Below are 11,523 nucleotides of genomic sequence, written 5' to 3'. Positions count from 1 at the left end.
GTGGAAAGCCTTTGGCCATTCGCGTGGACAATGGCCCTGAATACGTCAGTGGTCGATTGCAGACTTGGGCCGAGAACGCCGGGATCGGCCTAATCTACATCCAACCCGGAAAGCCGCAGCAGAACGCCTATGTCGAACGCTACAATAGGACAGTCCGGACAGAATGGCTGGGGCGGTATCACTTCAACAGCATCGAGGAGGTGCAAGACCACGCCACTCACTGGCTCTGGACATACAACAACGAAAGACCAAACATGGGGATCGGTGGCGTGACGCAGATACAGAAATTGAAAGCAGCTTAGATTCTACTGACGCGCCCCTCTAAAAATGGGGGGATTACCCCTAGTGTGCCCATATTTGAGAGATTTTGCACTTAGGCGAGCGGACGAGGGGCGTCGCTTTAGTTTTTGGTCTTGGGATCGCTTGGGGACACGGCCAGTATGGACACTTTGTCTCGATGTACCTCGGACAAGGTCGCCCGTTTGGTGGCAGGGAATCTAGACGAAGCTGTCGTTGCAATCATGAAATTGGATGAATGGGGCTGTGACAGGCGAAGCGAAGGTTGTCTGGCGCAGGCGTCGTGGTGCGGTCTGGGCAAATTTAATTACTGTCATCATTGACAATTTATCTTCCTGCATTATTTGTCATTTGTGACAATTTAGGAAAGCCAATGCCACGTCCAAGCTTGAAAGACCAAAGATCAGAACAGATTCTGGATGCCTACCTCACGTGTGTTGCGCAGTTTGGTCTTGAGGGCGCCACTCAAGAGAGAGTTGCGGCTCAGGCGGGGGTCAAGCGGCCGCTGTTGCGTCACTACCTTGGTAACCGCGATCAAATGATCTCGGCTCTTTGTGCGCATGTGGTGCAGGTCTTTGATGGCATGAGTGATGAGGCGGCTCTCGGGCTGGCCTATGCTGGGTCGGGCAAAGATATCGTGGAGCTTTTGTTTCAGGAAGAAGCCGACCATGACCCGCGTTTGTTGCTTGCGTGGCAGGCCCTATCGGTTGCTGTCGGTGATCAGCCCGACAAGCGCGACGCTCTTTTAAACAGTCTTGAGAGATTTTTGGGAGTGTTGACGGGGACTTTGCAACGGCTGTTTCCAAAGGCCTCCAGCGCGAAGGCGCGCGCCGTGGCCCAAGGGGTCACGTCAATACTCGTCAATCTGGATTCCCTGTCCATGCTGGCGCCCCCGCAATCCTGGCGCGATGAACTGCGAGACGGGGCTTTGCTCCTGCTGACATCAATGGAGGCCCAATAAATGAACCGACAGCGGATATTGAACCACATCGCTTTTCCGGTGCTCGTCGTTGCGGCGGCTCTGGGGATTTATTGGGTATGGGGCTTGTTGTTCCTTTGGTGGCTCGTGCCGGCGGTGCGCAGCGGTCAGGCGCATTTCGTTTTCGAAGTGGATCGGGACGAAGATCCCGTTCTGTTCTGGGCTGTCGTGTTCCTTTGGGCCTTGTTTGGCGCCATGATGGTGGCCGCAAGCCTATTTCCGCAATACGCTGTCTGGTTGGTCTGAGGAGGCTGCAATGACCCGAATGTATCACAAACTTCCCGTTGATGCTTACACATCCAAAGATTGGTTTGATCGTGAGCAGAGGCTCATTTTTTCAAGGTCATGGCGCTATGCAGGTCTTGTAGAGGATGTGCCTGAACCCGGTCATTATGTCTCGGTGCAAGCGGGGTTGAACAACATCTTTATCGTGATGGGGCGCGATTTCCGCCTGCGCGCGTTTCACAACATTTGCCGCCACCGCGGGACACAGTTGATCCGCGCAGTGGGTAAAACTCAAAAAGCGCTGACCTGTCCTTACCATGACTGGACCTATGACCTGGAGGGCAATTTGGTTTCAGTGCCGGACGAGGCAAGGGAGTATCCTGAAGGGATCGACAAAAGTTGCCTTGGGCTCAAGCCAGCTGCGGTGGACGTTTGGCGGGGCATGTTGTTTGTCCATCCGGACCCCAATCCGCCCTCTTTGGCGGCATTCTTGGGGGACGTAGATCCCTTCCTCGGTCCCCACAAACCTGAAGAGTTGGTGGAGTTTGACGAGGCGCGCCGAACCTATGAGATCAAGGCGAACTGGAAAATCGTCGTTGAGAATTACATCGATGTTTATCACCTCAGCCATTTGCACTCCAACACACTGCATATGTACGATCACGCCAAGGCCGAATTTGGCTGGAAAGGGCCGCACTACCATTTTTGGGAGCCACCTTCAGAGGCCTATGGCAAATCTCTGGAAAGCAACCTGCCAACGCCGCGGGTGATACCTGAGCCGCACCGTGGTGCTTGGGTGCCTATGTTGTTCCCTGGTCTTGGGCTCGGAGCCAGCGAGGACAGTTGGAATGTTTTTGTCATTACGCCCTTGGCGCCGGATCTGACGAGGATTGAAAACCGCACAAAGCTCGCCAATGTGTCTAGCTGGGAATACAGCAAACAATCCTGGAGCAGCGCGGGGTTTTGGAAGTCCTTTGGCGGCCCGAAATACAGCGGTGATGATGCCGCCGGCGAGGACGATCCGATGGCCTCCGGCGATTTCACGACCGAGGACATCTATGCCTGCGAACAGCAACAAAAATCGCTCTCCAGCCCGTACCTTGAGATAGGTCCAGCGAGCACCGGTGAAAGCCCAATCACCAAGCACCAGAAAGCCATTCTTGACTTTATGGTGGCGCAAGAGGAACGCGCGTCATGAAAGCTGCTTTGGCGCGGCGGTCGGGCTTGCTTCAAGGCAAACCTCTGACGCTCCGCGAACTGATGTTGGCATTTTGGCCGCAAATCACCGTGACTTGGGTGATGACATTCCTTGAGGTCGCATTGTTTGCGGTTGTTCCGCTTTTGATCGGCTTTGCCATCGATGGCCTGATGCAAGGCGACTACGCGGCCTTTTACCAACTGGGCTTCGTGTTCCTGGCCCTGATCATCATCGCAACTTTGCGCCGGCTGTATGACACGCGCGCTTATGGCATCATGCGGGTTGAGCTGGGCAAGGCCTTGGTGACGAGGTCGGCCAAGATGCCCGTGTCACGCCTGAACGCGCGGCTCACCATGGGACGGGAACTGGTGGATTTTCTGGAAAAGGAAGCGCCCGAAAGCGTGACATCTATTGTTCGCGCCACAGCAGCGATCGCCATTCTTGCGAGTTTTCACGCCAATCTCGCGTTGGCCGCGCTTGCCTCGTTGATCATCACGGCCCTTCTTTATGCCTTTGTTCATCAGAGGTTTTTCAAACTCAATCGCGCCCTGAATGCCCAATCCGAAAAGCAGGTCGGCGTCCTTGAAAGCAGATCATTGCCTCGACTGGGAGCCCATTTGCTTGCGTTGCGAAAATCCGAGGTTCGGATCTCGGATACGGAAGGCATCATTTATGGGCTGATTTTCGTCGCTCTTTTGGGGTTGCAGATGTTCAACCTGTGGTTCGCGACGCAGGGATTGGGAGCATCGGCCGGACAGGTTTTTTCGATTGTCACCTATAGTTGGGATTTCGTCGAAAGCGCGCTTGTGCTGCCGCTTACCCTACAAACCTTTTCCCGGCTTTCAGAAATAACCGGGCGCATCAACCAAACGGAGGCCCCAATATGAAACGCATAACAGCAACAGCCATCGGATTGGTTTTGGCAGCGGGCCTTGCCTATGCCACACCAACGGGCAAAGCCGAAGATCTGGTCGATCGCTATCACACGGCCACAACAGAGGCCGGCATTTCCGCCAATTGGCGGGATTGGCATCCTGATGCGTCCCATCAGGTGCATGTTCTGACCGGCCTCGCGGGGCAGGATTTTTCCTTTAGCTATGCCATATCGGAATGGGAAACTTTGCCAGACTGGCAAAATAATCCTGAAGTAGTGGAGGCGATGGAGGGTTATTCTGAGGTGGGTCGTTCTGAGCGCCAGCAAACACTTGAGACCCAAGAGGGCATGGCCGTGATCACCACCACGGTCAAAGTCCAATACGATTGGGACGGCTACAAAGGCACGATGACCGAAACCGACCGGTTCGAAATCACAACTCTTGCGGGGCGGTCGGTCATCCGTCGCCTAACCTCAACATACGACTATCGCTAGGGCATCACATGATCCTGTTTTTACTTTCCAATATCGCGTTTCTGGCCTCTTTCGTCTGGTTGATGCTGGGTGCAACCAGTTTGACCGTCTGGGGGATTTGGATTTTTGCGTGGGTTGCAGCGGATTATGCCGTTATGTGGCTCACAGGGTATGAACCGCCTGCGTGGATGTGGGGCGCGACCATCACCGCCCTTGGCGTGATCTGGGTCGTTTTGAACTCCACAGAATTGGGACTTTGATATGGCCCGACAGTTTTATCCACTGGTGGTTTCGGATGTTGAGCCCATCATTTCTGGTCGCGCAACCAGCGTTTCCTTTGCTGTGCCGGAATATTTGCGCGAAACCTTCCGATGGCTTGCCGGACAACACCTGACGGTGCGGGTGATCCTCAATGGGGAGGAACACCGAAGGTGCTATACGATTTCCAACCCGCCGGAGGAGGCCCTTCGGATCACAGTGAAACGCGTTGCCGGCGGCTTGGTGTCGAACCACTTTGCCGATCACCTGAGCGCTGGCGACACGTTGGAAATTATGCCGCCGTTTGGGGGATTTACTCTGATGCCGGGCGCAACCGCGCGGCGCACGCACTATTTCTTTGGCGCCGGCAGCGGGATCACCCCGCTTTATGCGATGGTCTGCTCGCTTCTTGTCAATGAACCTTACTCAGTGGCGCATCTGGTGTTGGGCAACGCGAGGGAAAAAGAGATTATTTTCCGTAACGAGCTTGACGCCTTGCAAGCGGCCTATCCCGATCGCTTGACCGTCCGGCACACGCTGTCGTCACAATCCATGTGGAGCGGGTTTTCACCTTGGCGCAGAGGGCGGGTTGACGAGGCTGCGATTCAGGCTGCGATCGCTCAAACGCCGCCTGTGGCTCAAGATGCCCAGTATTGGATCTGCGGCCCTGGTGGCATGAATGCTGATGTCGCGCGGGCGCTCGCCAATATGGATGTTCCTAAAGACCGCATTCATATGGAAAGTTTTGGTGGCGAAAGGGCGGCCGATGATGGCGTTACGGGTGTGGCGGCAACGGCTCAAGTGCGGCTGGATGGGAAAACAACCGAGGTGGCCGTTGGCGCGGATCAAACTGTGCTTGAGGCTGTTTTGGCAGCCGGACTTTCACCGTCCTTCAGTTGCCAATCCGGCGTGTGCGGTGCTTGTCGCGCGAAATTGACGTCAGGCGATGTTCACATGCGCGCGCATATGGCTTTGGAGGACAAAGAAGTCTTGTCCGGCGAGATTTTGACCTGCCAATCCGTTGCGACGAGCAAGCACTTGAAGGTGAATTTTCCGGAGTAGCGGGGAGTTTTTTGCTATTGAGCCTTGTGAAAATTAGGTTGTTTTCGGGCGGAGATCCGAACTGACGCGAAATGGCGAAAGGCCACATCCCGCCCCGACACCCCAAACAGGGCTAGTAGGAGGTTAGAAAAGCTGAACTTCGCCTGCGTGGTCTTTTTGATTGCCAGCGCGGCGACGGGCGGAGGCTTGGGCGGTTTCTTCGAGCACAATTTTGGCGTCATTCATGAAGCGACGTTGAATGCGGCCGCCGACCGGCCAGAAACGGATGTTGCGGCCGCGTTGACCGCCGAGGCAGCAATCAATCAGGTCAAACCCTTCGTTGCGTACGAACCACATGGCAAATTCTGCATTCTTGGCTCCAACATCGATGCGGCTGTCAAACATTTTAGAGCCGCCCAACAATTTCACCTTCATCCGGTCGCGGCTGGCACCGGACTGGATCAAGCCGTTCACGAGCAATTCCATTGCATGAACCCCCTCCTTCACGGCCCCGCGTGAGTTGGGATCGTTGCCGGGCAACAAGAAATGGTTCATGCCCCCGATTCCGGCGACCTCGTCCCACATACAGGCCGCAACACAGCTGCCGAGCATGGTGGTGATCACCAAATCCGGGTCGGCAGAAACCTGGACGTCCCCTTGAAGGAGAGCTTGTGTGCGGAAGCCGACGACGGCGTGGGAAGTATTCTGGCTCATGTTGGCTTTCGTCTTTTTGGTTGGTGGGGTGCCGGGAATGACCCGCATCCCACCATTGTTTTGGTCCGGGCGCCCGGGCCTCAGAAGTCAGCCCAGGCGTCGGCGTCATTGACCGCTTGTGCAGGGCGGTATGTGGAAGCATCTTCCTGTACGGTCGGCTTGATTTCCGCGACAGGGGCTTGGGCTTTGGGGCGCGTTTCCTCAGTGACCTGTACCGGTAGAGTTGTTTCGTCCGCTTCCTCTGCGATGTCGTCTTCCCACGTTTGCAAGACCTCTGCATCGGCTCCTTCGGTCAAGGTAAAAACCTGAAGCGTGGTGCTTAGGCGACGCGCCTCGTCCGAGAGGCTGCGGCTGGCCGCGGAGCTTTCCTCAATCATGGCGGCGTTGCGCTGGGTTACTCGATCCAGGTCACGAACGCTTTCTTTGATTTCGGCGAGGTTGTCGGCTTGTGCGCGCGAACTCGTTGCGATTTGGGACACCAAATCAGAGGCATGATTGATGCCGTCAATGATGTCATGCAAAGCGCCGCCGGCTTCGTTCACGAGTCGGCTGCCGCTGGTGACTTGTTCGCCGGACCGAGTGATCAGGTCCTTGATTTCATTGGCGCTGGAAGAGGCGCGTTGAGCCAGTGCACGAACTTCGGAGGCCACCACTGCGAACCCGCGGCCTGCTTCGCCGGCGCGGGCGGCTTCTACACCCGCATTGAGCGCCAACAGGTTGGTCTGGAAGGCGATGTCGTCGATGACACCAATGATCGCTGTGATCTGGTTGGAGGAGGTTTCGATGTTTTTCATTGCCTGAACGGTTTGTTCCACCACATCGCCACCGGATTGAGCTTGCTCGCGGTTTTCCAGAATGCGTTTCTTGGCGTCCGCAGCATTGGCGGCGGTTTGTTCGACAGACCCAAAGAGCGTTTCTATGGCCGCGGCGGACTCTTCCAGGGTCACGGCTTGTGCCTCGGAGCGTTTGGATTGATCGATGACGACTTCCGCGATTTCTTCAGAGCTGTTGCGCACGCTTTCCGCAGTACGGGTGGCAGTTGACAGGATTTGCCGCAGGTTGAGGACTACTTTATTAAAATCATTGATGATTTCGATGCCTTCAATGCCTGCTTCGAATTGTTGAATATCAATGGAGCGATCGACGCGCCCGTCCGCAAGATCAGCGAGACCCTGTCCCAGTTGATGCACAAGATCGCGGCGTTTGACGTCTTCTTCCTCGCGCATTTCGCGCAGTTTCTCTTCTTCGTCGAGCTGATCTCGGAAAAAGGCAAGGCGCTGAGCCATTTGACCGATTTCATCGCCACGGTTCACGCAGGGAATTTCGGCCTCATAGTCGTGCTCAGCAATCCGGTCCATTGCAGTACCTACGGCCAGCACGGGTTTGGAGATGGTTCGTCCGATCATCCACAAAAGTACAATCATGGCCACCAATCCCGCTGTGGCGCTTTTGAGAGAACTTAGGGCTTGATCCTTGCGGACGTCTGAAATTGCGGGGGCGATGTCGCGCAGGAGCGTCACCGAACCCAGATATTCGCCATTTTCCACAGCCACAATTGGGGTCTTGAAAACGAACAGATGATCAACTACCCGACCACCGTCTTGCGCGGCAGCAAGCATGTCACGTTGGGACATAGAAAGGCTATGAACCGCAGAGCCGGCGGTGCCGGATTTTGCTGTGGCTTCCGCAACAACACCTTCGGTGACGTGCTTGATGCTGACCGCAAGAATGTCTGAGTGTTTTGCAACAGTTTCCGACAGAACGGACTGAACCTCGAAGAACTCCGAAGCTTGAAGGGACTGCGACGCCTTAGCCGAGATGATTTCCGCCACAAGTTCAGCGGTTTGTGTTTGCCTCTCTTCGAGGATTTGAAGCCTCTGTAGATACTGAGGGTAACATGCCGATCCAATCGCCAAAACCACGGCGAAAATGATAGCGGAGGCCACTTTGGCCTGTATCCCCATTTGGGAGAAACGTTCGCGGATTATTGAAATGGCGGACATAGCAGTTTCCGTTTGTCTTGCTGCCCTGACGGATCAGTGTGAGCGCAGGGGCGTGAGGAGTGTTCGGCTCTTTGGTATCGAATGCGGGTTAAACGATGGTGTCGTTTACCTCAGAAGGCGTTGATTTTCTGTTGAATTTGAGAAGCTTTGGAGGAGAGTTCCGCAAGGCCCTTGTCGGTCCCGTCATGGAATGCCTGAAGTCGGTCGATGATGCCGTCGAGGCCGCTGTCCACGTCGCGCATACGGCCGCTTTCGACCTTGCAAAGCAGCTTCACTACGTCCAGCCCGTTGATCCGGCGGCGCAGAGAGCGACAAATGTCCGGAATTGGTTTGCCTGTATGGGAGATTTCCCGAATGCACTGGGTAGTCACGGCATTCAAGTGATCCTGTTGGCGTCGCAGTGCAACGCATTGCTCTCCGTCGTTGAGGAACTGCTCTTCACGCGCGATGCTTTGGTCCAGTAGGCGGCCACATTGTTCATTGGCGCGGGCGTGAGACACTGCAAAGAACATATCGTGCAGGGCGCCGCTGTTTTGTGCATGCAGGCGGCCGAGTAACTCATACATTTCCTGCGCCATGGCATCGTAATTTTGGGAAATTGTGCCCAGCGCGGCACCGGCGCCTTCGAGGCGCCCAGCAAGAATGCGCAAGTTGACAGGTTCACCGCGAACGCGTTTGAAACCTCCCTCGATCCCTTCTGCGAGTTCTCGCATTTCTTCGACCAGTTGAAGGATTTCATCCATGATCCGGAAGCTGGTTTCAAATTGAGGGTCGCAGTCGCCGCGGGCTTTGAATTCGCTGTTCAGGGCGTCGGACCCGAGATGCAGAAGGTCAGTATATCCCATGCTTTGAATTTGACTGATAAACCATGCGGCGCTCTCTTCGGGGGACGCGCCGCCGGCTTCAGTGTTGAGCATCTCGGAATATATGTCCTTCACCTTTTCAAAAAGCGACGAGGAGGGACGGATGCGTGCGGACATGAAACCATTGTCGGTGATCGTGTGGGTGGCCAACGACCAATAGGCATCGCCGGCCGCAGTCTGGTTTTTGACATAGAGGTAGACGGCTTGCCCTGATTTCAGGCTGTCCCAAAGCAGATGAAAAATGCCGCGCGGCGTATCGGGATGCCGAACGACTTTGTGGGGCGACCCGATCAGGTGGTCGACGTCAAACCCCGAAAGATCGGCGAAGTCCTTGCTGACAAATGTCAGCATGCTGCGTGGGTCGGTGGCCGTAGTCAAAACCGCTTCGCGCGGCAATGTCACGTCCTGAGAGTTTGTGGCAGGGGAAATTTGAGTGATCGCGTTCATGGCAGCCTCCGGCGGCGCGTGGTCAAAACAGGTTTACGTCGCCCGCCACCGGCGGTGTTGCAGCGTCGACGTGCGTTGCGTTGGTTAGGCGGGTTTTCAGGTAGTCCAAGCGAACGGCCGCGCAGAGATCACGGGTGTCCAGCGTAGGTCCGGTGCCGATCATGTCCGACATTTTGCGCAACAGCGCGGCGATGTCGTCCAGATGCTGGAACAGGGCGTCTATCTTCTGGAGGTCACGAATTTTCGATTGATCTGCCTTGCTAAGATCAAGCTCGCTTGTCAGTGCGTCGAGTGCATGTGCTACGGCGGCCATCTCTGAGATGTCCTCTGCAACGGTGGTCAGTAAATCGGCGGTCGTTCGTGTTGTCATTGGTATTCCGTGAAGGCGCTGGTCAAAGCGCACCCACGACTTTCTCGATGCAGGCCTTGAGTTGGGCTGTCTGAAAGGGCTTCTTGATGAAGTTGTTCATGCCTAGCTTGACGCCGGCGTTGATGGTTTCAGGATCAGCACGTCCGGTAACGAGAATGAATCCGGTGCGGGCGATCGGTTTGTGGGAGCGGATCGCATGGAGCAATTGCAATCCGTCCATCTCCGGCATGTTGTAATCTGACAGCACAAGATGCACGGGCTTTGCTGCGAGGCTGCGCCATGCGGATTGACCGTTGTTTTCCGTTCGGTAATTGACGATTCCGAGTTCATCAAGCGCCTGTGTGATCAGGCCGCGGCTGGTGGACATGTCGTCAACCACGAGAATATGCAGTTTGTCTTTCAGACTCATTTTGGGGTCCCCATATTTAGGAGGTGCCTTTCACGGCAGTTGTTTTGTTGTCGGGGTTTTTTCGGAACACGCTGCGTCCGGCGATTTGGAAAAGGTGGCTATTGTCGGGATCAATGCCCTCGGAATGTCCGATGTAGAGCACACCGGTTTCGGTCAATGCTTCGCCAAAGCGGCGCCAAAGACTGCTTTGTGTAGGCAGATCGAAGTAGATCGCCACGTTGCGGCAAATGATGACGTCAAACTTGCCGCCAAAAGGCCATTCTGCATGCAGGTTCAACTGACGGAACGCGATGAGGTCGCGGGCCTGCTGATTTACGGACAGCTGATCAGGGGTGCCGGGCAGCGGGTCGAAATAGGTTTGAACCTGCTCACCGGGCAAGTTGTCTGCGTCGCTTTTTGGGTAGTGCCCGGTTTCGGCACGTTCGAGGATGTCCAAATCAATGTCGGAAGCAAGGATTTTGATATCCAGTTGTCGCGCTTCGGGGCAGAGATCCAACACCGAGAAAGCAATACCATAGGCTTCTTCACCGCTGGAACAACCGGCGGACCAAATCCGCACACGCCCGCCACGACGGGCATTTTCGATCAGGGGCGGCAACGTATCTGAGGCAAGGTGTTCGAAGTGGTGGTGCTCGCGGTAGAAGCGGGTCATGTTGGTGGTGTAGGCGTTGATAAAGTGGCTGACTTCATCATCTGCCGTGCCGCGTTCTAGGCGGGTGCAATACTCTGAGATTGAGCCGATTCCCGTGGCGCTTAGCCGTTTGGCAAGGCGTGCCGCCACCATAGCGCGCTTGTGCGGCTGCAAGTCGATGCCTGTCATGGAGCGCACAAGGCCGGCGATGCGGACAAAATCCGCGTCGCTGATGGTCACTTCGTCCAATATTTGCCCCGGATTGTGCATCATGCCGCAGCCATGTTTTCCTGTGGCATGATTTGATGCACGTCGATCGCCCGCACAATCGTGTCTTCTTGCATGTAGACACCTTTGATGAACGCCGCAGTCTTGGCTGAGGAGACATCTGGAGTGGGCTGCATGTCTGCCGGATTTACCGTCAGAATGTTGGACACGGCATCAACGAGAAAACCGACGCTTTTCTTGTCGATGTGGGCGATGATGATCACCGAGCGGCTTTCGGGAACGGTTTTGCCCAATCCCAGACGCATCGATAGATCCATCACAGGCAGAACCGCACCTCGCAGATTCATCATGCCAACCACATATTCGGGCGCGTGTGGCAAGGTCGTGGTACTGGTCCAGCCGCGGATTTCCAGAACGTGCCCGATGTCGAGGCAAAAAGCTTGTTCACCAATGGTGAAAGAGACAATTTCGACGCGGTCTGCGGTTTGTTCTTCGGGTGTTTGCTCGGTCAT

Annotated in this window: 15 protein-coding genes; 8 read left to right on the top strand and 7 right to left on the bottom strand. The window is 55.5% G+C overall.

Translation table 11 applies throughout. The features are described 5' to 3' along the window. The 8 genes from BM069_RS19180 to BM069_RS19145 form a co-directional block, all read left to right on the top strand. On the top strand, positions 1 to 302 hold a 302-nt coding region (locus BM069_RS19180; RefSeq protein WP_139216252.1), incomplete at its 5' end, for an integrase core domain-containing protein. Positions 303 to 670: 368 nt separating this feature from the next. Next, positions 671 to 1,258 (top strand): TetR/AcrR family transcriptional regulator, encoded by a 588-nt coding sequence (locus BM069_RS19175; RefSeq protein ID WP_093326117.1) that lies wholly within the window; start codon positions 671 to 673, stop codon positions 1,256 to 1,258. Beyond that, positions 1,259 to 1,522, top strand: coding sequence for a hypothetical protein (locus BM069_RS19170; RefSeq protein ID WP_093326115.1), 264 nt, complete (start codon positions 1,259 to 1,261; stop codon positions 1,520 to 1,522). Between the two features lie 10 nt (positions 1,523 to 1,532). Continuing rightward, positions 1,533 to 2,699, top strand: a complete 1,167-nt coding sequence (locus BM069_RS19165) for an aromatic ring-hydroxylating oxygenase subunit alpha (RefSeq protein WP_093326113.1) — start codon at positions 1,533 to 1,535, stop codon at positions 2,697 to 2,699. Further along, positions 2,696 to 3,586: an ABC transporter six-transmembrane domain-containing protein gene (locus BM069_RS19160; RefSeq protein WP_244503672.1), complete on the top strand. Its 891-nt coding sequence runs from the start codon at positions 2,696 to 2,698 to the stop codon at positions 3,584 to 3,586. The genes BM069_RS19165 and BM069_RS19160 overlap by 4 nt, the downstream gene beginning before the upstream one ends. After that, positions 3,583 to 4,068 (top strand): hypothetical protein, encoded by a 486-nt coding sequence (locus tag BM069_RS19155; RefSeq protein ID WP_093326112.1) that lies wholly within the window; start codon positions 3,583 to 3,585, stop codon positions 4,066 to 4,068. The genes BM069_RS19160 and BM069_RS19155 overlap by 4 nt, the downstream gene beginning before the upstream one ends. Positions 4,069 to 4,076: 8 nt before the next feature. Then, positions 4,077 to 4,307, top strand: coding sequence for a hypothetical protein (locus BM069_RS19150; protein WP_093326110.1), 231 nt, complete (start codon positions 4,077 to 4,079; stop codon positions 4,305 to 4,307). Position 4,308: 1 nt separating this feature from the next. Further along, on the top strand, positions 4,309 to 5,367 hold the full coding sequence (locus BM069_RS19145) for a ferredoxin--NADP reductase (protein ID WP_093326109.1): 1,059 nt from the start codon (positions 4,309 to 4,311) through the stop codon (positions 5,365 to 5,367). A gap of 123 nt (positions 5,368 to 5,490) precedes the next feature. On the opposite strand, the gene BM069_RS19140 is transcribed toward BM069_RS19145, so the two are convergent. From BM069_RS19140 to BM069_RS19110, 7 genes are all read right to left on the bottom strand, one after another. Next, positions 5,491 to 6,060, bottom strand: coding sequence for a chemotaxis protein CheD (locus BM069_RS19140; RefSeq protein ID WP_170846796.1), 570 nt, complete (start codon positions 6,058 to 6,060; stop codon positions 5,491 to 5,493). A gap of 80 nt (positions 6,061 to 6,140) precedes the next feature. Further along, complete coding sequence (locus tag BM069_RS19135) at positions 6,141 to 8,063, bottom strand: methyl-accepting chemotaxis protein (RefSeq protein ID WP_093326106.1); 1,923 nt, start codon at positions 8,061 to 8,063, stop codon at positions 6,141 to 6,143. A gap of 110 nt (positions 8,064 to 8,173) precedes the next feature. After that, positions 8,174 to 9,373 (bottom strand): PAS domain-containing protein, encoded by a 1,200-nt coding sequence (locus tag BM069_RS19130; protein WP_093326105.1) that lies wholly within the window; start codon positions 9,371 to 9,373, stop codon positions 8,174 to 8,176. A 22-nt stretch (positions 9,374 to 9,395) separates the two neighbouring features. Continuing rightward, the gene (locus BM069_RS19125) at positions 9,396 to 9,743 is read right to left on the bottom strand and encodes a hypothetical protein (RefSeq protein ID WP_093326103.1); all 348 of its coding nucleotides are present in this window, start codon (positions 9,741 to 9,743) and stop codon (positions 9,396 to 9,398) included. A 22-nt stretch (positions 9,744 to 9,765) separates the two neighbouring features. After that, positions 9,766 to 10,152 (bottom strand): response regulator, encoded by a 387-nt coding sequence (locus BM069_RS19120; RefSeq protein ID WP_093326102.1) that lies wholly within the window; start codon positions 10,150 to 10,152, stop codon positions 9,766 to 9,768. 16 nt (positions 10,153 to 10,168) lie between these two features. After that, positions 10,169 to 11,056 (bottom strand): CheR family methyltransferase, encoded by an 888-nt coding sequence (locus BM069_RS19115; RefSeq protein ID WP_093326100.1) that lies wholly within the window; start codon positions 11,054 to 11,056, stop codon positions 10,169 to 10,171. Continuing rightward, on the bottom strand, positions 11,053 to 11,523 hold the full coding sequence (locus BM069_RS19110; RefSeq protein WP_093326099.1) for a chemotaxis protein CheW: 471 nt from the start codon (positions 11,521 to 11,523) through the stop codon (positions 11,053 to 11,055). The genes BM069_RS19115 and BM069_RS19110 overlap by 4 nt, the downstream gene beginning before the upstream one ends.

Source organism: Shimia haliotis, assembly GCF_900114415.1.
Lineage (GTDB): Bacteria > Pseudomonadota > Alphaproteobacteria > Rhodobacterales > Rhodobacteraceae > Shimia > Shimia haliotis.
This window is presented reverse-complemented; position numbering and strand designations above follow the sequence as displayed.

What these genes read in the sequence shown, in the direction of transcription:
- BM069_RS19175 (WP_093326117.1), top strand. Translation starts at nt 671, where the DNA reads ATGCCACGTCCAAGCTTGAAAGACCAAAGATCAGAACAGATTCTGGAT.
- BM069_RS19170 (WP_093326115.1), top strand. Translation starts at nt 1,259, where the DNA reads ATGAACCGACAGCGGATATTGAACCACATCGCTTTTCCGGTGCTCGTC.
- BM069_RS19165 (WP_093326113.1), top strand. Translation starts at nt 1,533, where the DNA reads ATGACCCGAATGTATCACAAACTTCCCGTTGATGCTTACACATCCAAA.
- BM069_RS19160 (WP_244503672.1), top strand. Translation starts at nt 2,696, where the DNA reads ATGAAAGCTGCTTTGGCGCGGCGGTCGGGCTTGCTTCAAGGCAAACCT.
- BM069_RS19155 (WP_093326112.1), top strand. Translation starts at nt 3,583, where the DNA reads ATGAAACGCATAACAGCAACAGCCATCGGATTGGTTTTGGCAGCGGGC.
- BM069_RS19150 (WP_093326110.1), top strand. Translation starts at nt 4,077, where the DNA reads ATGATCCTGTTTTTACTTTCCAATATCGCGTTTCTGGCCTCTTTCGTC.
- BM069_RS19145 (WP_093326109.1), top strand. Translation starts at nt 4,309, where the DNA reads ATGGCCCGACAGTTTTATCCACTGGTGGTTTCGGATGTTGAGCCCATC.
- BM069_RS19140 (WP_170846796.1), bottom strand. Translation starts at nt 6,060, where the DNA reads ATGAGCCAGAATACTTCCCACGCCGTCGTCGGCTTCCGCACACAAGCT.
- BM069_RS19135 (WP_093326106.1), bottom strand. Translation starts at nt 8,063, where the DNA reads ATGTCCGCCATTTCAATAATCCGCGAACGTTTCTCCCAAATGGGGATA.
- BM069_RS19130 (WP_093326105.1), bottom strand. Translation starts at nt 9,373, where the DNA reads ATGAACGCGATCACTCAAATTTCCCCTGCCACAAACTCTCAGGACGTG.
- BM069_RS19125 (WP_093326103.1), bottom strand. Translation starts at nt 9,743, where the DNA reads ATGACAACACGAACGACCGCCGATTTACTGACCACCGTTGCAGAGGAC.
- BM069_RS19120 (WP_093326102.1), bottom strand. Translation starts at nt 10,152, where the DNA reads ATGAGTCTGAAAGACAAACTGCATATTCTCGTGGTTGACGACATGTCC.
- BM069_RS19115 (WP_093326100.1), bottom strand. Translation starts at nt 11,056, where the DNA reads ATGATGCACAATCCGGGGCAAATATTGGACGAAGTGACCATCAGCGAC.
- BM069_RS19110 (WP_093326099.1), bottom strand. Translation starts at nt 11,523, where the DNA reads ATGACCGAGCAAACACCCGAAGAACAAACCGCAGACCGCGTCGAAATT.